This window comes from Microbacterium sp., from assembly GCF_047606385.1.
Taxonomy (GTDB): domain Bacteria; phylum Actinomycetota; class Actinomycetes; order Actinomycetales; family Microbacteriaceae; genus Microbacterium.
In genome coordinates this window covers 1-18342 of sequence record NZ_JASGEL010000099.1, presented here as the reverse complement: position 1 = coordinate 18342, position 18342 = coordinate 1, and the positions used below count along the sequence as shown (strand labels likewise).

The 18342-nt window shown below is 70.9% G+C and carries 18 protein-coding genes; 14 read left to right on the top strand and 4 right to left on the bottom strand.

Annotation, left to right across the window (positions count from 1 at the left end; all coding sequences use genetic code 11):
• Window positions 1–33: 33 nt before the first annotated feature.
• From QM626_RS09835 to QM626_RS09790, 10 genes are all read left to right on the top strand, one after another.
• Window positions 34–1206, top strand: coding sequence for an FAD-dependent monooxygenase (locus tag QM626_RS09835; protein ID WP_415076495.1), 1173 nt, complete (start codon window positions 34–36; stop codon window positions 1204–1206).
• A gap of 38 nt (window positions 1207–1244) precedes the next feature.
• Complete coding sequence (locus QM626_RS09830; RefSeq protein ID WP_415076493.1) at window positions 1245–1790, top strand: DUF1697 domain-containing protein; 546 nt, start codon at window positions 1245–1247, stop codon at window positions 1788–1790.
• A gap of 49 nt (window positions 1791–1839) precedes the next feature.
• Complete coding sequence (locus QM626_RS09825; RefSeq protein ID WP_415076491.1) at window positions 1840–2595, top strand: YebC/PmpR family DNA-binding transcriptional regulator; 756 nt, start codon at window positions 1840–1842, stop codon at window positions 2593–2595.
• 45 nt (window positions 2596–2640) lie between these two features.
• On the top strand, window positions 2641–3207 hold the full coding sequence (gene ruvC, locus QM626_RS09820; RefSeq protein ID WP_415076489.1) for a crossover junction endodeoxyribonuclease RuvC: 567 nt from the start codon (window positions 2641–2643) through the stop codon (window positions 3205–3207).
• A gap of 46 nt (window positions 3208–3253) precedes the next feature.
• Window positions 3254–3868: a Holliday junction branch migration protein RuvA gene (gene ruvA, locus QM626_RS09815; protein ID WP_415076487.1), complete on the top strand. Its 615-nt coding sequence runs from the start codon at window positions 3254–3256 to the stop codon at window positions 3866–3868.
• A complete protein-coding gene (ruvB, locus tag QM626_RS09810) occupies window positions 3861–4886 on the top strand; it encodes a Holliday junction branch migration DNA helicase RuvB (protein WP_415076485.1) in 1026 nt (341 codons plus the stop codon). Before ruvA ends, ruvB begins: the two co-directional genes overlap by 8 nt.
• A gap of 74 nt (window positions 4887–4960) precedes the next feature.
• Window positions 4961–5404, top strand: coding sequence for a preprotein translocase subunit YajC (locus tag QM626_RS09805; RefSeq protein ID WP_415076483.1), 444 nt, complete (start codon window positions 4961–4963; stop codon window positions 5402–5404).
• 33 nt (window positions 5405–5437) lie between these two features.
• Window positions 5438–7150 carry a protein translocase subunit SecD gene (gene secD / locus QM626_RS09800; RefSeq protein ID WP_415076481.1) on the top strand — a complete coding sequence of 571 codons (1713 nt, stop codon included), beginning with the start codon at window positions 5438–5440 and terminating at the stop codon, window positions 7148–7150.
• Entirely contained in the window at window positions 7150–8139 is a 990-nt protein-coding gene (gene secF, locus QM626_RS09795; RefSeq protein ID WP_415076479.1) for a protein translocase subunit SecF, read from the top strand. The genes secD and secF overlap by 1 nt, the downstream gene beginning before the upstream one ends.
• Window positions 8140–8210: 71 nt before the next feature.
• On the top strand, window positions 8211–10463 hold the full coding sequence (locus QM626_RS09790) for a RelA/SpoT family protein (RefSeq protein ID WP_415076477.1): 2253 nt from the start codon (window positions 8211–8213) through the stop codon (window positions 10461–10463).
• Here QM626_RS09790 and QM626_RS09785 read toward each other — a convergent pair.
• From QM626_RS09785 to QM626_RS09775, 3 genes are all read right to left on the bottom strand, one after another.
• A complete protein-coding gene (locus QM626_RS09785) occupies window positions 10442–10987 on the bottom strand; it encodes an SAM-dependent methyltransferase (protein ID WP_415076475.1) in 546 nt (181 codons plus the stop codon). The two genes, QM626_RS09790 and QM626_RS09785, sit on opposite strands and share 22 nt — an antisense overlap.
• Window positions 10988–11078: 91 nt before the next feature.
• Complete coding sequence (locus tag QM626_RS09780; RefSeq protein WP_415076473.1) at window positions 11079–12335, bottom strand: DUF349 domain-containing protein; 1257 nt, start codon at window positions 12333–12335, stop codon at window positions 11079–11081.
• Between the two features lie 69 nt (window positions 12336–12404).
• A complete protein-coding gene (locus QM626_RS09775; RefSeq protein WP_415076471.1) occupies window positions 12405–12680 on the bottom strand; it encodes a dioxygenase in 276 nt (91 codons plus the stop codon).
• A gap of 101 nt (window positions 12681–12781) precedes the next feature.
• On the opposite strand from QM626_RS09775, the gene QM626_RS09770 reads away from it, so the two are divergent.
• The gene (locus QM626_RS09770) at window positions 12782–14107 is read left to right on the top strand and encodes a replication-associated recombination protein A (RefSeq protein WP_415076469.1); all 1326 of its coding nucleotides are present in this window, start codon (window positions 12782–12784) and stop codon (window positions 14105–14107) included.
• 12 nt (window positions 14108–14119) lie between these two features.
• Here QM626_RS09770 and QM626_RS09765 read toward each other — a convergent pair whose 3' ends face one another.
• Complete coding sequence (locus tag QM626_RS09765; protein ID WP_415076467.1) at window positions 14120–14536, bottom strand: globin family protein; 417 nt, start codon at window positions 14534–14536, stop codon at window positions 14120–14122.
• Between the two features lie 331 nt (window positions 14537–14867).
• On the opposite strand from QM626_RS09765, the gene rpsD reads away from it, so the two are divergent.
• The 3 genes from rpsD to alaS all read left to right on the top strand — a co-directional run.
• Window positions 14868–15497: a 30S ribosomal protein S4 gene (gene rpsD, locus QM626_RS09760; protein WP_415076465.1), complete on the top strand. Its 630-nt coding sequence runs from the start codon at window positions 14868–14870 to the stop codon at window positions 15495–15497.
• A 116-nt stretch (window positions 15498–15613) separates the two neighbouring features.
• On the top strand, window positions 15614–15808 hold the full coding sequence (locus QM626_RS09755) for a hypothetical protein (RefSeq protein WP_415076463.1): 195 nt from the start codon (window positions 15614–15616) through the stop codon (window positions 15806–15808).
• Between the two features lie 57 nt (window positions 15809–15865).
• A partial coding sequence (alaS, locus tag QM626_RS09750; protein WP_415076462.1) for an alanine--tRNA ligase occupies window positions 15866–18342 on the top strand: 2477 nt, incomplete at its 3' end.

Below are 18342 nucleotides of genomic sequence, written 5' to 3'. Positions count from 1 at the left end.
TCTATTAGACGCAGATACCGAGAGGAGCAGCGGGTGAGGATCCTGATCTCCGGAGCGAGCATCGCCGGTCCCGCGCTGGCGCACTGGCTGGGACGCCACGGCTTCGAGGTGACCGTGGTGGAGAAGGCGCCCGCCGTGCGTCCGGGAGGCCAGGCCGTCGACTTCACAGGCCGCACCCATCTCGGCGTCCTGGACCGCTTGGGCGTGCTCGAGGAGGTCCATGCCGCTCAGACGCCGAAGACGGACTGGCGGATGGTCGATGGGCTCGGTCGCGTGAGAGCGACGGTCCCGGGGGACTTCATCGGCGGCGATGTGGAGATCCTCCGCGGCGACCTGGCCGCGATCCTGCACCGTCGCAGCGACGGCGAGGCTGAATACGTCTTCGGAGACGAGATCACCGCGCTGCGGCAGTCGCCGGCCGGAGTGGACGTCGAGTTCGCGCACCGGCCGGCCGAGCGGTACGACCTCGTGATCGGAGCCGACGGCGTGCACTCCGTCGTCCGCCGGCTGGCCTTCGGCCCGGAGACCGAGCACGTCGAGGCGCTCGGCCGCTACTACGCGGTGGCGAGCAGCACGGTCCCGCTGGACGATCTCGTGACGCAGCTGCCGAGCGGCCGGGCCGTCGCGTACGCGTACAACGAGCCGGGCCGGCTCGCCATGCTCGGCGGTCAGAAGGCCCCGTGCCTGTTCGTGTTCAGCGCCGACCGGCCGGACTACGACCGGCACGACATCGCATCCCAGCGACGATTCCTCGAGAACGGCTTCCGGGGCGCGGGCTGGCGGGTGCCGGCAGCACTCGAGGCGTGCCGGGAGAGCGCCGACTTCTATCTGGACGCGCTCGTGCGCACGCGGATGACCTCGTTCACCCGCGGCCGCGTGGCTCTCGTCGGCGACGCCGGCTACGCGAACACTCTCGGCGGGTTCGGCACCGGCCTCGCGATCGTCGGCGCCTACGTCCTCGCGGGCGAGCTGGTCGCCGCGCGCGGCGACCATGTCGCGGCGTTCGACGCGTACGACCGGATCATGCGGCGCCCGACCAGGGTCGCGCGGACCGGAAACGGCGGGAGCTTCCTCGCCCCGGCGTCGTGGGCGCTCATCCGGCTGCGGGACTGGTCCTTCGCCAACCCGTTCACCCGCCGTGCCCAGATGCGGATGGCCGACCGGCTCGCCACCGAGGACAGGATCCCGGACTACCGGCTGGCGTGACCGCCGGGACCACGCCGGGCCGGGTGTAGCCTCGCGAGGTGGCGCGGACATCCGATTCCCCGAGGACCTGGATCGCGCTGCTGCGCGGCGTGAACGTAGGCGGCGTCACGATCCGCAGCGCGGAACTGGCGACGCTGTTCCGCGACCTCGGCTTCGACGATGTGAAGACCGTTCTGGCCAGCGGCAACGTGCGGTTCGTGTCGGATGCCGCGCGCGCCGGGCTGAAGCAACGGATCGAGTCGGCGTTGCGCGAGCGGTTCGGCTACGACGCGTGGATCGTGCTGGTCACGCTCGGGGACCTCGAGAAGGCGATCGCGGGATTCCCGTTCGACGCCGACGACCCGTCGCGGCAGCCCTACGTCGTCTTCTGCGGCGACGACGCGGTGCGTGCCGAGATCGTCGCGGCAGCGGGATCCCTCGACCCCGAGGAGGACCCCGTGCGCGACGGGCCCGGAGTGGTCTACTGGAGCGTCGAGAAGGGACGCACCCTGGACACCCCCTTCGGCAAGCTGCTCGGCAAGGCGCGCTACAAGGCGACCACCACCACGCGGAACCTGCGGACCCTCACGAAGCTCGTCGGCTGAGCCCCTCGCGCAGGCAGGCGGTCGGGATCCGTCGCTTAGAATCTTCTCCATGTCCGGACACTCCAAGTGGGCCACGACCAAGCACAAGAAAGCCGTCATCGACGCTCGCCGTGCCAAGTCGTGGGCCAAGCTCATCAAGAACATCGAAGTCGCGGCGAAGCTCGGCGGCGCCGACCTGCAGGGCAACCCGACGCTGTTCGACGCGGTACTCAAAGCCAAGAAGACCTCGGTCCCGAAGGACAACATCGACCGCGCGATCAAGCGCGGCGCCGGCATCGGCGGCGAGTCGGTCGAGTACGCCTCGATCATGTACGAGGGCTACGGTCCGAACGGCGTCGCCCTGATGATCGAGTGCCTGACGGACAACAAGAACCGAGCCGCAGCAGAGGTTCGCACCGCCCTCAGCCGCAACGGCGGCACGCTCGCCGACCCCGGCAGCGTCGCCTACAACTTCACCCGCAAGGGCGTCATCGTCGTGGGCGAGGGCGCCAGCGAGGACGACGTCATGCTCGCCGTCCTCGAAGCCGGCGCCGAGGAGGTCGAGCCGCACGCCCAGGGCTTCGAGGTCATCACCGAGGCCGGCGACCTCGTCACGGTGCGCTCCGCGCTGCAGGATGCCGGCATCGAGTACGAGTCGGCCGACGTCGAGTTCGTGCCGAACCTCAAGGTCGAGATCGACGCCGACACCGCCCGCAAGGTCTTCCGCCTCATCGACGCGCTCGAGGACAGCGACGACGTGCAGAACGTGTTCAGCAACTTCGACCTGTCCGCCGAAGTCCAGGCCGAGCTCGAGGACGACGAGTAGGCGCGTCCTGCGGGGGCGACCCCGATTGCGCCGTAGCGTGAAGACGTGACCTCCGCGCTCCGCGTCATCGGCGTCGACCCCGGCCTCACCCGATGCGGTGTCGGGATCGTCGACGTGCGGCCGGACCGGTCGGCGACCATCGTGCACGTCGAGGTCGTCCGCTCGCCCACGGACGCGCCCGTCGCCGAGCGGCTGCGGCTGATCGCCGCCGGCATCCGTGCGGCCGTGGCCACGCACGCGCCTCACGTGATGGCCGTCGAGCGCGTGTTCGCGCAGCAGAACCGGCACTCCGTCATGGGCACGGCCCAGGCGAGCGGGATCGCGCTGCTGGTGGCCGCGGAGCACGGCATCGCCGCCGAGACCCACACGCCCAGCGAGGTCAAGGCCGCGATCACCGGCTACGGCTCGGCGGACAAGCGTCAGGTGCAGACCATGGTCGCGCGCGTGCTGCGGCTTCCGGAGCTGCCGCAACCCGCGGACGCCGCCGACGCGCTCGCCCTCGCGCTGTGCCACGCATGGCGGTCCGGTCCGATCGCCGCGCCCGGCGCGACCGCATCGCTCACGCCGGCGCAGCGTCTCTGGCGCGAGGCCGAACGGGCGACACGGCGGTGAGCGTGTCGCTCGAACATATCTGCGAACTCGGCCTAGGCTCGTCCACATGATCGCCTCGCTGCGCGGAACCGTCGCCCACGTCGCCCCGGACTCGATCGTGCTCGAGGTCGCGGGGGTGGGCTATCTGGTGGCCGTCACCCCCGAGGTGACCCGCACCGCGCACCTCGGCGACGAGCTGCACCTGCACACGAGCCTGATCGTGCGCGAGGACGCGCTGTCGCTCGTCGGCTTCGCGACCCGCGAGGAGCTGGGCACCTTCTCCGCGCTCGTCGCGGTGTCCGGGGTCGGTCCGAAGTCGGCTCTCGGCGTGCTCGCCGCGCTGAGCGTGGCGCAGATCGTGGATGCCGTCGCCGCAGAGGACGACGCGCCGTTCCGGCGCGTGAGCGGCATCGGGCCGAAGACGGCGAAGCTCATCGTCGTGCAGCTGGCCGGCAAGCTCGCCGTGCCCGCCGCGGGCGCCAGCGCTCCGGCCCCCGCCGGCCGATCCCTGGAGCCGCAGGTCGTCCAGGCCCTCGTCGGTCTCGGGTGGCCCGAGCGGATCGCGACGGACGCCGTCGCCGTCGTCGTCGCGGACGCGCCGGCCGGCAGCAGCGTGCCGTCGCTGCTGCGCCTCGCGCTCGCGCAGCTGGGCCCGGCGCGCACGGAGGCGGTCCATGGCTGAGGCCCGCGACCCGGAGCCGCTCGACGAGGCCGAGCTCGCCGTCGAGGGCGCGCTGCGCCCGGTGTCGTTGGCCGAGTTCGTCGGTCAGCAGAAGGTGCGCGGCCAGCTGCAGCTGCTGCTGGACGCCGCGAGCCTGCAGCAGCGGCCGCCGGACCACATCCTGCTCTCCGGCCCTCCCGGCCTGGGCAAGACGACGCTGGCGATGATCGTCGCGCACGAGAGCAGACGCCCTCTCCGCCTGTCCAGCGGTCCCGCGATCCAGCACGCCGGCGATCTGGCCGCGCTGCTGTCGAGCCTGACTCCCGGCGAGGTGCTGTTCATCGACGAGGTGCACCGGATGGCGCGCTCGGCGGAGGAGATGCTCTACCTCGCGATGGAGGACTTCCGCATCGACATCATGGTCGGCAAGGGCGCCGGCGCCACCAGCATCCCGCTGGACCTCGCGCCCTTCACCCTCGTGGGCGCCACGACCCGGTCCGGGCTGCTGCCGAACCCGTTGCGCGACCGGTTCGGGTTCACCGCACACCTCGAGTACTACGAGCCCGATGAGCTGCAGCAGGTGATCGGGCGGTCCGCGGACGTGCTCGGCGTCGACCTCTCCACCGCCGCGCAGGCGGAGATCGCCAGGCGCTCGCGCGGCACCCCTCGCATCGCCAACCGGCTGCTGCGGCGCGTGCGCGACTACCTGCTGGTGCACGGCCGGGGGGATGCCGACGCGACCGCGGCCGTCCACGCCGCGCTCGAGCTCTACGACGTGGACGCGATCGGCCTGGACCGGCTCGACCGGGCGGTGCTCGACGCACTCGTCCGGCGATTCCGCGGCGGCCCGGTGGGGCTCAGCACCCTCGCCGTCGCCGTCGGCGAGGAAGCCGACACCATCGAGTCCGTCGTCGAGCCCTACCTGGTGCGGATCGGCTTCATGGGGCGCACCCCACGCGGGCGCGTCGCCACCCCCGAGGCCTACGCGCACCTGCGGGTCGCGCACCCGGATGGGGCGCTGAGGCTCGATGACCTATAATCACTGAAGGCTTTCGCCCCTCCTCCCTCCAGCGTCGTTCCGCAGCGCTGCGTTTGAAAGGCACCCCGACCTTCATGGCTGACTTCCTCGCCAACTACGGCCTCATCATCCTGCTCGTCCTGCTCCTCATCTTCATGTTCTGGAGCTCTCGCCGCCGGATGCAGAAGGCGAAGGCAGAGCAGGAGAAGAAGGCCCGCGAGACCGTCCCCGGCGCCGAGGTGCTGTTGCAGGGCGGTCTGTACGGCACCATCGTCGAGTTCGACGCCGAGAACCTCGACAAGCCGGCGCTCGTGGCCATCGCACCCGGCGTCGAGATCAGGGTGCACAGCCAGGCGATCCTGCGCGTCGTCGACCCGGTCGAGGGTGTCGTGACCGAGGACGAGTTCATCGAGGCGGAGACCGCGGAGGCGGAGTACATCGGCGGCGTCGCAGACGGCGACATCACCTCGATCAGCGACGACAAGAAGCACGCACGTCCCGGCGACGAGCCGGAGGACCCGGCAAAGCCGAGCGCCTGAGCCTGCGCCGTTCGATCAGAAAGCGGAAAGTCCGTGGCGTCATCCACTCCCGTCCGCCATGCCTGGCGGGCATTGATCGGCCTGCTGGCCGTCGCGGCCCTGCTGGCCGGCATCAACGCCCTCGGCGTATACGTGTTCCAGAAGAGCAGCTGGGTCCCTGAGCTCGCGCTCGACCTGCAGGGCGGCACCCAGATCGTGCTCGCCGCGGAGACTGCCGACGGCAGCGACCCGACGGCGGATCAGCTCAACCAGGCGGTCTCGATCATCCGGCAGCGCATCGACGCGTCGGGCGTGGGGGAGTCCTCGGTCACGACCGAGGGCGGACGCAACATCGTGGTGCAGATCCCCGGTCAAGCCGACGAGGAGACGCGCGAGCGCATCGAGGCCTCCGCCCAGCTCCAGCTGCGGGCCGTGCTGTACTCGTCGAGTGAGACGAGCGGCAGCTACATCGGCGACGACGGGCTCTCCACGCCCTATCCGACCCCGGACCCGACCGAGAACTCGACGCCCACCGTCAGCCCGACCAACGGCAGCGACACGAACTGGATCACCGACGCGCTGTACTCGGAGTTCCTCGCGTACGACTGCTCGAGCTCCGACAACGACCCGGCGGCGGAGCCCACCGACGAGCCGCTGATCACCTGCGACTCCACCGGCACGGCGAAGTACATCCTCGGACCGGTCGAGCTCGACGGCGAGTCGATCACCGATGCCAGCGCCGGACAGAACTCCAGCACCGGCGAGTGGGTCGTCAACATCACCTTCGACGGCGACGGCACCTCGACCTTCACGGAGATCAGCCAGCGGCTGTACTCGCTCTCCTCGCCGCAGAACGAGTTCGCGTTCGTGCTGGACGGCGTCATCATCTCCGCCCCGTCGATGAACGCGGTCATCACCGACGGCAAGCCGCAGATCTCCGGGTCGTTCACCCAGGAGACCGCGACGACCCTCGCCGACCAGCTCAAGTACGGCGCGCTGCCGCTGAGCTTCTCGGTGCAGAGCTCCGACACCATCTCGGCGACCCTCGGCACGCAGCAGCTGCAGATCGGTCTCATCGCCGGGCTCATCGGTCTCGCGCTGGTGGCGGTGTACTCGCTCCTGGTCTACCGTGCGCTCGGGTCGGTGATCATCGCATCCCTCGCGGTGATGGGGGTGCTCACCTATCTGCTGCTGTGCATCCTGTCCTGGCGGATGGGCTTCCGGCTCTCGCTCGCCGGCGTCGCCGGCCTCATCGTGACGATCGGCTTCACGGCGGACTCGTTCATCGTGTACTTCGAGCGCATCCGCGACGAGCTGCGCGACGGCAAGTCGATCACCGCGGCCGTCGAGGACGGCTGGGGCCGCGCGAAGCGCACGATCTACATCTCCAAGTCGATCAACGTGCTCGCCGCCGTCGTCCTCTACATCCTCGCCGACGCGACCGTGAAGGGCTTCGCGTTCACGCTCGGGCTGACGACCGCCCTGGACGTGCTGATCTTCATCCTGTTCACCCATCCGGTGATGCAGCTGCTGGCGCGCACCCGCTTCTTCGGCTCCGGGCACAAGCTGTCGGGACTCGACCCGGACGCCCTCGGCGCCGTGTACCGCGGCCGCGCCCAGTTCCGGGCGCCGGAGGCCGTGGTGCGCGGGCGCGCCGCGAGGTCGCGCGGCGAGGCCGGCCGTCGCCAGACCATCGCCGAGCGCAAGCAGGCGGCCGAGTCCACCGACTCGAATACCACCACGACGACGAAGGAGGTGGACGACTGATGCGCACGATGGGACAGCTCGGCAACGATCTCTACACCGGGAAGACCTCGTTCCCCTTCGTCGGCCGGCGCCGGCTCTGGTTCGTGATCGCGACGGTGCTGGTGATCGGATCGATCCTGGTGCCGTTCGTGAAGGGCGTGGAGTTCTCCATCGAGTTCACCGGCGGATCCAAGTTCACCGTGTCCGGAGTGGACGGCATCGACCAGTCCATCGCCACCGACACGCTGGAGTCGCTCGTGCCGGACGCCGAGGTGAAGGTGACAACCGTCGGCGACGACTCGATCCAGGTCGAGACCGATCAGCTCAGCGACGACCAGACGCAGGCGGTGCGGTCGGCCCTGGCCGAGGCCTACGGCGTCTCCGAGGACGAGGTCACGGCATCCTTCATCGGCCCGACCTGGGGTGCCGACGTCACCCGTCAGTCGCTGTGGGGCCTCGCGATCTTCCTCGCGCTGACGTTCCTCATCCTGGCGCTGTACTTCCGGACCTGGAAGATGTCGGCCGCCGCCATCATCGGCCTCATCGACGTGCTCGTGATCACGATCGGCGTGTACGCGCTGGCGGGCATCGCGATCTCGCCGGCGGCGGTCATCGGCTTCCTCACCGTGCTGGCGTACTCGCTCTACGACACGACGGTCGTCTTCGACAAGATCCGCGAGAACACGAGAGCGGACGGCGAGAACTCCGGGCGCACCTTCGGCGAGTCGGTGAACCTCGCGGTGAACCAGACCCTGGTGCGATCGATCAACACGACCGTCGTGGCGGTGCTGCCGACCGGCGCGATCCTGTTCATCGGCGCCGTGTGGCTCGGTGCGCAGACGCTCACCGACATCTCGCTGTCGATCTTCGTGGGAACGATCGTCGCCGCCTACTCGACGCTGTTCGTCGCCGCTCCGCTGTACTCGCTGTTCCGCGAGGGGGAGAAGGGGATCCGCAGCCGCGACGAGCGGGCGCGTCAGACCCGCGCGAAGGCCGAGATTCCGGCCTGAGCGAACGCGGGGAGCCAGGCTCTCGCCGGGGCATAGGATGAAGCATCCAGCGGAGGGACGGTGAGCACGCCATGACCGAGACCGTCCCCGCTGCCGCCCAGTCCTCGTCGCTGCGCCGCCTCGTGCCGCGGATCTTCTCCCGCGCGGCGCGGCGAGACGACCTCGACCAGCTGATCCGCACGGTGCGCACGCACCACCCCAAGGGCGACCTGACGATCCTCGAGCGCGCGTACGCGGTGGCCGAGCGCCGTCACCGGGGCCAGAAGCGGCAGAGCGGCGAGCCCTACATCACGCATCCGCTCGCCGTCGCCCAGATCCTCGCCGACCTGGGCCTGGGGCCCAAGGCGGTCGCCGCGGCGCTGCTCCACGACACCGTCGAGGACACCGGCTACCGGCTCGACGAGCTGCGCGCCGAGTTCGGCGACGAGATCACGATGCTCGTCGACGGGGTCACCAAGCTCGACAAGGTCAAGTACGGGGACGCGGCGCAGGCCGAGACGGTCCGCAAGATGATCGTGGCGATGAGCCGCGACATCCGCGTGCTCGTCATCAAGCTCGCCGATCGTCTGCACAACGCCCGCACCTGGGGGTTCGTCCCGCCGGAGAAGGCGGCGAAGAAGGCGACCGAGACGCTCGAGATCTACGCGCCGCTCGCGCACCGGCTCGGCATCCAGGCCATCAAGAGCGAGCTCGAGGACCTGTCGTTCGCCGTGCTGCACCCCAAGCTGTACGCCGAGATCGAGAGCCTGGTCAGGCAGCGCACCCCGCAGCGCGAGGAGTACCTGCAGAACGTCATCGACGCGGTCGACGAGGATCTGCGCGACCTGCGGATCCGCGGGCGGGTGGTCGGCCGGCCCAAGCAGTACTACTCCGTGTACCAGAAGATGGTGCTGCGCGGCCGCGAGTTCGACGACATCTACGACCTCATCGGCATCCGGGTGATCGTCGGCACGGTGCGCGACTGCTACGCGGTGCTCGGCGCGATCCATGCCCGGTGGACGCCGCTGCCGGGGCGGTTCAAGGACTACATCGCCACGCCGAAGTTCAATCTCTACCAGTCGTTGCACACGACGGTCATCGGCCCCGGCGGCCGCACCGTCGAGATCCAGATCCGCACCAACGAGATGCACCAGCAGGCGGAGTACGGCGTCGCCGCGCACTGGATGTACAAGGAGCGGATGGCCGGCGGCAAGGCCGACGCCAAGGCGACCGACAACGACATGGCCTGGCTCGCCCACATCTCGGACTGGCAGGCCGAGACCGCCGACCCGGGGGAGTTCCTCGACGCGCTGCGGTTCGAGATCGGGGCCAAGGAGGTCTACGTCTTCACGCCGAAGGGACGCGTCATCGGGCTGCCGGCGGGCGCGACCCCCGTCGACTTCGCCTATGCGGTGCACACCGAGATCGGGCACCGCACCATGGGGGCGAAGGTCAACGGCCGGCTCGTGCCGCTGGAGTCCGAGCTGCACTCCGGCGACGTCGTCGAGGTGTTCACGTCCAAGAACCCGGATGCCGGGCCCAGCCAGGACTGGCTCGGCTTCGTCAAGAGCACCCGCGCGCGCAACAAGATCCGCGGCTGGTTCACGAAGGAGCGGCGCGAAGAGGCCATCGAGCAGGGCAAGGAGGCCATCGCCCGGGCGATGCGCCGGCAGAACCTGCCGCTGCAGCGCCTGATGAACCAGGACTCGTTCGCCGAGGTCGCCCAGCAGCTCAAGTACGAGGACGTCTCGGCGCTGTACGCCGCGGTCGGCGAAGGGCACGTGTCGACGCAGTCGGTGCTCGAGAAGGTGACGGCGCTCGTCGCCGCGAACGACACCTCGACCGGGCCGATCGACATCCCACACATCGGCCGCAGCCGGGCGCCGCGCGACGGCGACTCCGGGGTGCTCGTGCGCGGGGCGCCCGACATCCTGGTCAAGCTCGCGAAGTGCTGCACGCCGGTGCCCGGCGACGAGATCGTCGGCTTCGTCACCCGCGGCAGCGGCGTCTCGGTGCACCGCAGCGACTGCACGAACGTGAAGGCGCTGATGAACGACCCGGAGCGCATGATCGAGGTCGAGTGGGCGCCGACGACCAAGAGCGTGTTCCTGGTGCAGATCCAGGTCGAGGCGCTCGACCGCTCGGGGCTGCTCAGCGATGTGACCCGGGTGCTCAGCGAGCATCACGTCAACATCCTCTCCGCGACCGTGTCGACCACGAACGATCGTCTCGCCCTGAGCCGCTTCGTGTTCGAGATGGGCGACACGGTGCACCTGGACCGGGTGCTCAACGCGGTGCGGCGCATCGACGCGGTCTACGACGTCTACCGCGTCACCTCGTCGTAACGCTCCAGCAGCGCCAGCGCCCTGCGCTTCCCGGGCATCGGCGGACGTCGCCCGAACCACGCGCGTGCGTCGGTCAGGGCGCCAGGGTGGGCGGTGCGGATGCCGGCGACGAGTGAGAGCGCATCCGGCTCGTCGTCACGGAGGAGGTCGGCGACGGTGCGTGCGGGGGTGGTCACCGCCACGCCGGCGAGGACGAGCAGGTCCTCCGCCGGGATCAGCGGGTCCCGGTAGAGGTAGCGCACGTCCTGCCGGTGTCGGGTGCGGTGCGGGACGACGCGCTGCAGGCTGTGATGCTCGGGCGGGCGGTCGCGCGCGCCCAGCACCCAGGCCGCGCTCGTGTGCGTGGCGGCGGCATCGGTCCCGGTCAGCGGTCGCAGCGAGGCCGCGCGCAACGTCATGGTCTCGACGGTGTCGGCGGCGACGTAACCCTCGCCGAGCCGCACGAGGTGGCCGTCGAGCACCGCGGCGCACAGCTCGGCGGCGCCGAGCCGACCGTCGGCGAAGTACACCGGCATCCAGGTCATACCGGCAGTGTGCGACCGGACGACGGTGCGCCGCGCGGCACCGGACCCGCCTGTGGACAGCCGAGGTCGCCGGCGGGGCTGGGGAGGAGACTCAGCCGCCGATCGCGCGCAGCCACGCCTTCCGGGCGTCGAGCGCCTCGGTCGCGTCCTTGATGGCGCGCTTGTCCCCCGAGGCGGTGGCTGCGGCCAGCTCGTCCTCGAGCTTCGCGATCGCGTCCGTGAGCTGACGGCTGAGGTCGTTGGCCCGCGCCTTGGTCTCGGGGTTGTTGCGCTTCCATTCGGCGTCCTCGCGGCCGCGCACGTTCTGCTCGATCTTGCGCAGGTCGTCGTCGAGCGCGCGCTCGGTGTCCCGGGGGAAGATGCGGCCGACCTCGTCCCACTCCCGCTGCAGGGCGGCGAGCTGTGCGCGCGCCGCGGCGAGATCGCCGAGGTCGGGGATCGCACGGGCCTGCACGAGCAGCTCCTGCTTGCGGGCGATGCGCTCCTTCGACTCCTCCGCCTGGGCGGTCTCACGCTGGACGCGTGCGCCGTAGAGCGCGTCCCCCGCAGCCTTGAACCGCACCCACAGCGCGTCGTCGACCTTCTTCCCGGCACGCCCGGACGACTTCCACTCGTCCAGCAGCGCCCGGTAGGCGGGGATGCCGTCCTCGCCCTTCGGCGCCAGCGCCTCGGCGCGCTCGACGAGGCGGGTCTTCTGGTCCCGCGCCTGCTTGTGGGTCTCGTCGAGGTCGGCGTAGAAGGCGCGACGGTGTCGTTCGAGGCTCGAGCGGGCATCACGGAAACGGTTCCACAGCGCCTGGGCGGTCGACTTCGGCAGTCGGGGGCCGTTCTGCTGCTGCGACTGCCACTGCGCGAACAGGTCGGCGATCTCGGCGGAGGCCTGCTTCCACTGGATCGACTGCGGATCCTTCGCGGCGAGGGCCTCGGCCCGCTCCACCAGCGCCGTGCGCTCGGCGACGGCCGCCTCGACGGCCTCGTGGGCGGCGGACGCCTCCTGCGCGGTCGCGGACTCCAGCGCCTCCAGGAGCACGCCGAGGCGCGCTTCCAGGCCCGCCAGGTCGCCGACGGCGGCGGCGCCGGTCACCTTCGCCCGCACGGTCGTCGCGCTGCGGCGCAGGTCGCCGGCGGCTGCGCCGCCGCGACGGTGGCGCACCTCGATGAGCGACACCTCGGCGGCGAGGTCGGCGTACTTGCGCTCGAAGTAGGCCAGCGCCTCCTCCGGCGTGCCGTCGGGGAACTGCCCCACGACGCGCCACTGGTCGCCCTCGCGCACGGAGACGGTCCCGTCGTCGTCCACGCGTCCCCAGGGGACGGCGCTGTCGGGGGTGGGTTCTTCGGTCGCGGACACGGGGCACCTCGGGCGGTTCACGTCGGTAGGCGGGCAATCGGAGACAGCCTAGTACGTGCCCCGTCGCGGCTACGGGGTGGTCGTCGCTTCCGGTGTCGCGGTGTCGGTCGCCGTCGGCACGTCGGTGGCGGCCGGGGTCTCGGTGGACGACGGTGCCGGCTGCGAGTAGTAGGCGAACTGCAGCAGCGAGATCACGACCACCAGCGCACCGCCGGCGATGCCGACGACGAGGTTGTCACGCCACCGGCGGCGCACCGCCCGTTCATGCAGATCCTGCCTGGCGGCGTACGTGCGCGCGCGCTCTCGTGCCGCGCGCTCCTCGCGCTTCTTCCCCGTGGCTGCCACGCGTTCCTCCTGTCGGAAACCGGGCACGATCCTACGGGGCGCCGGTATGAGCGCCAAAGCGGCGACCGCTCGGTGTCCCCGGGGCCGTCTAGCCTGGAGACATGAGCGGGACGACGGCGCTGATGGGCGGGCAGACCCCGCTCGCGGTGCGGATGCGGCCGGTCTCGCTCGACGAGGTCGCCGGGCAACGGCAGCTGCTGCGCCCCGGCTCGCCCCTCGTCGCCCTGGCGGACCCTGCCCGGCAGACCACCGGAGCCGTCTCCGTCATCCTCTGGGGCCCGCCCGGCACCGGCAAGACGACGCTCGCCCAGGCGATCGCCCGCTCCTCCGGACGCCGGTTCATCGAGCTGTCGGCGGTGACCGCCGGCGTGAAGGACGTCCGCGAGGTCATGCAGGCCGCGATGACCCAGCGCGACCTCTACGGACAGTCGACCATCCTGTTCCTCGACGAGATCCACCGGTTCACGAAGGCCCAGCAGGACGCGCTGCTGCCCGGCGTCGAGAACGGCTGGGTCGTGCTGATCGCCGCGACCACCGAGAACCCGTCCTTCTCGGTGATCTCGCCGCTGCTGTCCCGCTCGCTGCTGCTGACCCTCGAGCCGCTCGCCGACGACGACCTGGGGCTGCTGCTCGACCGAGCGGTCACCGACCCGCGCGGTCTCGCCGGTGCCGTCGCACTCGAACCGGCCGCGCGCGCGGCGCTGATCCAGCTCGCCTCCGGCGACGCGCGACGAGCGCTCACGGCGCTCGAGGCGGCGGCGGCCATGGCGACGGATGCCGACACCGGCGCTCCCGTGGTGACCGCCGAGCTCGTCGCCCAGGCCGTCGACCGCGCCCTGCTGCGCTATGACAAGCAGGGCGATGAGCACTACGACGTCATCAGCGCCTTCATCAAGTCGATCCGCGGCTCCGATCCCGACGCGGCGATCCACTACCTGGCCCGCATGATCGAGGCGGGGGAGGACCCGCGGTTCATCGCGCGGCGGCTGGTGATCTCAGCGGCGGAGGACATCGGCATGGCCGACCCGCAGGCGCTGCAGGTGGCCGTGGCCGCCGCCGACGCCGTCGCCTTCATCGGGATGCCGGAAGGCCGCATCCCGCTCGCCGAGGCGACCGCATACCTCGCCACCACGGCCAAGTCGAACGCGGCGTACCTGGCGATCGATCGGGCGATCGCCGACGTGCGCGCCGGCAAGTCGGGCCGGGTGCCGAAGCACCTGCGCGACGCGCACTACGCGGGCGCGAAGCGGCTCGGGCACGGCAAGGGCTACGTCTACCCGCACGACTCCGACGTGGGCGTCGTGGCCCAGCAGCACCTGCCCGACACGCTGCGCGGAACCCGCTACTACGAGCCGACCTCGCACGGCGCCGAGCGCGACGTGCAGGCACGGCTGGAGAAGATCCGCAAGATCCTCGACGGCGGGTGAACGCCGGGGGGCTCACGCGGCCGCGCTGAGCAGGCCCGCCCTCATCTGGTCGGCCACGAGCACGTAGCACTGCGTCCACGCCTCGCGCACCTCCGGGGTGAAGTCGTCACCCAGCCCCTTCTCGAGTGTGGCGAGCAGCGCCGCGCCGACGGTCGCGAAGTGCTCCTCGGACACGCCGTAGCGGGCATGCCGAGCGCCGAGATCACGGACGACGACAGCGGTGCGCGTCCAGTTGCGCAAGCCGCCCACGACCGTGCCGAGCATCGTCATGAGCTTCTTGCGCTGTGCCGTGAGATCCGCTGCGAACAGTGGCCGCAGCGAGGGATCCCGCTCGAACAGATCATCGTAGAAGATGGTCGCGGCGACGTCGGCGATCGGGGCGACCTGTGCGAACGAGCGCTGCACGAGGTCGATCTGGTGCTGGTCCATGGTGCTCCCTGTCGAATCGGGCGCCGGAGCGCCGGCGGTATAGCGGTATGGCGACAGGGTACGAACGGGCCGTTGCCGCGTGATTGCGACGCCGACAGGCGCGTGTGAACGCTTCTGCACGTCGGCCCGACCCCGATTGTGAGATCCCCGCTCGGAGCGGCAGAGGACCGTCTGTTAGGCTTGACCGGCTCGAAACCGTGTTTTCGGGCATCCCCCTCCTCTGATCGAGACCGTCCGGTGTGCTTCGGCGTGCAGTCCGGAACGGGCGAGGAGCGGGGGATACGTCCGCGAGCCGTGACCGTCACGGCCGCGTCATCGGAAGGAACACTTCGTGGCTACGAAGTCCCAGGACCGCCGCAAGGTCCGCCTGTCGCGCGCGCTCGGCGTCGCGCTGACCCCCAAGGCCGCCCGCTACCTCGAGAAGCGTCCCTACGCTCCCGGCGAGCACGGCCGCACCAAGCGCAAGGCCGACAGCGACTACGCCGTCCGTCTTCGCGAGAAGCAGCGCCTGCGCGAGCAGTACGGCATCCGCGAGAAGCAGCTGCGCATCGCGTTCAACGAGGCCCGCCGCACCGACGGTCTGACCGGTGAGAACCTGGTCGAGCTGCTCGAGATGCGCCTGGACGCTCTCGTCGTGCGCGCCGGCTTCGCCCGCACCACCGCGCAGGCCCGCCAGTTCGTCGTGCACCGCCACATCCTGGTCGACGGCCAGATCGTGGACCGCCCGTCGTTCCGCGTGAAGCCCGGCCAGCTCATCCACGTCAAGGCCCGCTCCGAGGGCACCGAGCCCTTCCAGGTCGCCGCCGCCGGCGGCCACGCCGAGGTGCTGCCCCCGGTCCCGGGCTACCTCGAGGTCGAGCTCTCCACGCTGCAGGCCCGTCTCGTGCGTCGCCCGAAGCGCGCCGAGGTCCCCGTGACCTGTGACGTCCAGCTCGTCGTCGAGTACTACGCGGCCCGCTGACCCGGACCGCACACGCGAAGGGCGCCGGCATCCCGGCGCCCTTCGTCGTCGCCCGGCGTTCTCGCCTACGATGGATGCAGCCGCCGGCCGGCGGAGACGTACGAGGAAGTGATCGGGTGGACAAAGCGTTCTGGTTCGTGCTCGGGATCGCCGGCGGGTTCCTCCTCGCCCACATCGTGAACAAGGATCCCCGGGGCCACGAGCTGCTCGCCGAGGTGGACGCCAGGATCTCGGAGTTCACCGATCGCATCGGCGACGCCTATCGCGAGCAGCAGGCGCGCCTGGGCGACGCCGCGCCGACCACCGACTGACATCTGCGCGCTCACGCACCGTCCCGGTGCGTCGCTGCGCACTGCGAGGACACACCCATGAAGACCGCTGAGATCGCGCAGCGCTACCTCGACTACTTCGAGAAGAACGACCACGTCATCGTCCCCTCGGCGTCGCTGGTCAGCGACGATCCGACGCTGCTGTTCACCGTCGCCGGCATGGTCCCCTTCGTGCCGTACCTGAACGGCACCGTGCCGCCCCCGTTCCCGCGCGCCGCCGACGTGCAGAAGTGCATCCGCACCAACGACATCGAGGAGGTCGGGCACACCGCCCGGCATGGCACGTTCTTCCAGATGCTCGGCAACTGGTCCTTCGGCGACTACTTCAAAGAAGGCGCCATCCGCTACGCCTGGGAGCTGCTGACCTCCAGCGAGGCGGCCGGCGGCCTCGGCTTCGACGAGAAGGACCTCTGGGTCACCGTCTACGAGACCGATGACGAGGCGGCGGGCCTGTGGCGCTCCATCGCGGGACTGCCCGAGCACCGCATCCAGCGCATGGGCCGCGAGGACAACTACTGGTCCACCGGGCAGCCCGGCCCGGCCGGGCCCTGCTCCGAGATCTACTTCGACCGCGGGCCGAGATACGGCCGCGACGGGGGACCGGCGGTCGACGACAGCAGGTTCACCGAGATCTGGAACCTCGTGTTCATGCAGTACGCGATCACGAACGTGCGGTCCAAGACCGACTTCGACATCGTCGGCGAGCTGCCGAACAAGAACATCGACACCGGCATGGGCCTCGAACGCGTCGCGTTCATCAAGCAGGGCGTCGAGAACATGTACGAGATCGATCAGGTGCGCCCGGTGCTCGACCGGGCCGTCGACCTGTCGGGCCGGGCGTACGGCGCCTCCGGCGAGGACGACGTGCGCTACCGCGTCATCGCCGACCACGTGCGCTCCTCGCTCATGCTGCTCTCGGACGGCGTCACCCCGTCGAACGAGGGACGCGGCTACATCCTGCGCCGGCTCATGCGCCGCACGGTGCGCGCGATGCGCCTGCTCGGCGTCGACGGCCCCACCTTCCCCGAGCTGTTCGCCGCGTCGCGCGACGCCATGGCCAGCGCCTACCCCGTGGTGGTCAGCGACTGGGGACGCATCTCGCAGCACGCGTTCGCCGAGGAGGACGCCTTCCTGCGGACCCTCGCGGCGGGCTCGACCATCCTCGACACCGCGGTCGGGCAGACCAAGGCCGCCGGCGGCACGACACTCTCGGGATCCGAGGCGTTCCTGCTGCACGACACGTACGGCTTCCCGATCGACCTCACCCTCGAGGTGGCCGCCGAGGCGGGGCTGGACGTCGACCGCCCGGCGTTCGACACGCTCATGCAGGAGCAGCGCACCCGCGCGAAGGCCGACGCGTCCTCGCGCAGGCGCGCCCTCGCCGACCTCAGCGTCTACCGGGACCTGCGCGCGGCGGGGGAGACCGTCTTCACCGGCTACACCGACCTGCAGACCGAGTCCCGGGTGCTCGGCATCCTCGTCGACGGCCTGCCCGCGGACCGGGCGAGCGCCGGGCAGATCGCCGAGGTCGTCCTCGCCGAGACCGCGCTCTACGCCGAGAGCGGCGGCCAGGTCGCCGACAAGGGGACGATCGTCGGCCCCGGCTACGAGCTCGAGGTGCTCGACGTGCAGCGCCCGGTGCCCGGCCTGGTCAGCCACACGGTCGAGGTCACCGGCGGCGAGGTGGCCGTGGGGGCGGCAGCGACCTCGGTCGTGGACGCCGCGAACCGGCGCGCCGCGCGCCAGGCGCACTCCGCGACCCACCTCGTGCACGCGGCCCTGCGCGACACGCTCGGCTCGACCGCCACGCAGGCCGGCTCGCTCAACCGCGCCGGCTACCTGCGCTTCGACTTCACCTGGAACCAGGCGCTGTCGGACGCGACCAAGAGCGAGATCGAGGAGATCGCGAACAACGCGGTGCGCGACAACCTCGAGGTGACCACGCGCGTGCTCGCGCTGTCGGAGGCCAAGGAGCTCGGGGCGATGGCCCTGTTCGGCGAGAAGTACGGCGACACCGTGCGCATGGTCGACATCGGCGGTCCCTGGTCGCGGGAGCTCTGCGGGGGCACGCACGTGGCGACGAGCGCCGAGATCGGGCTGGTGAGCCTGGTCGGTGAGTCCTCGGTGGGCGCCGGAGGCCGCCGGGTCGAGGCGCTCGTCGGATCCGACGCGTTCCGCGAGCTCGCCGCCGAACGTGCGATCGTCTCGCAGCTCCAGGCCGCGCTCAAGGCGCCGAAGGACCAGCTCGCGGCACGGGTCGCGGAGCTCGGCGCGAACCTGAAGGCCGCGGAGAAGAAGATCGCGGCGTTCGAGGCTCGGGCTCTCGCCGAGCGAGCGCCGGCGCTGGCGCAGACGGCATCCGCCGCCGGGACGTTCGCGCTCGTGGCCGAGCCGGTCGGCGAGGTCGGCTCCGCCGACGACCTGCGCACGCTGGCGCTGCGGGTGCGCGACCGCCTGGCCGACCGGGCCGCCGTCGTCGCCCTCGGCGGCATCGCCGGCGGGCGCCCGACCGTCGT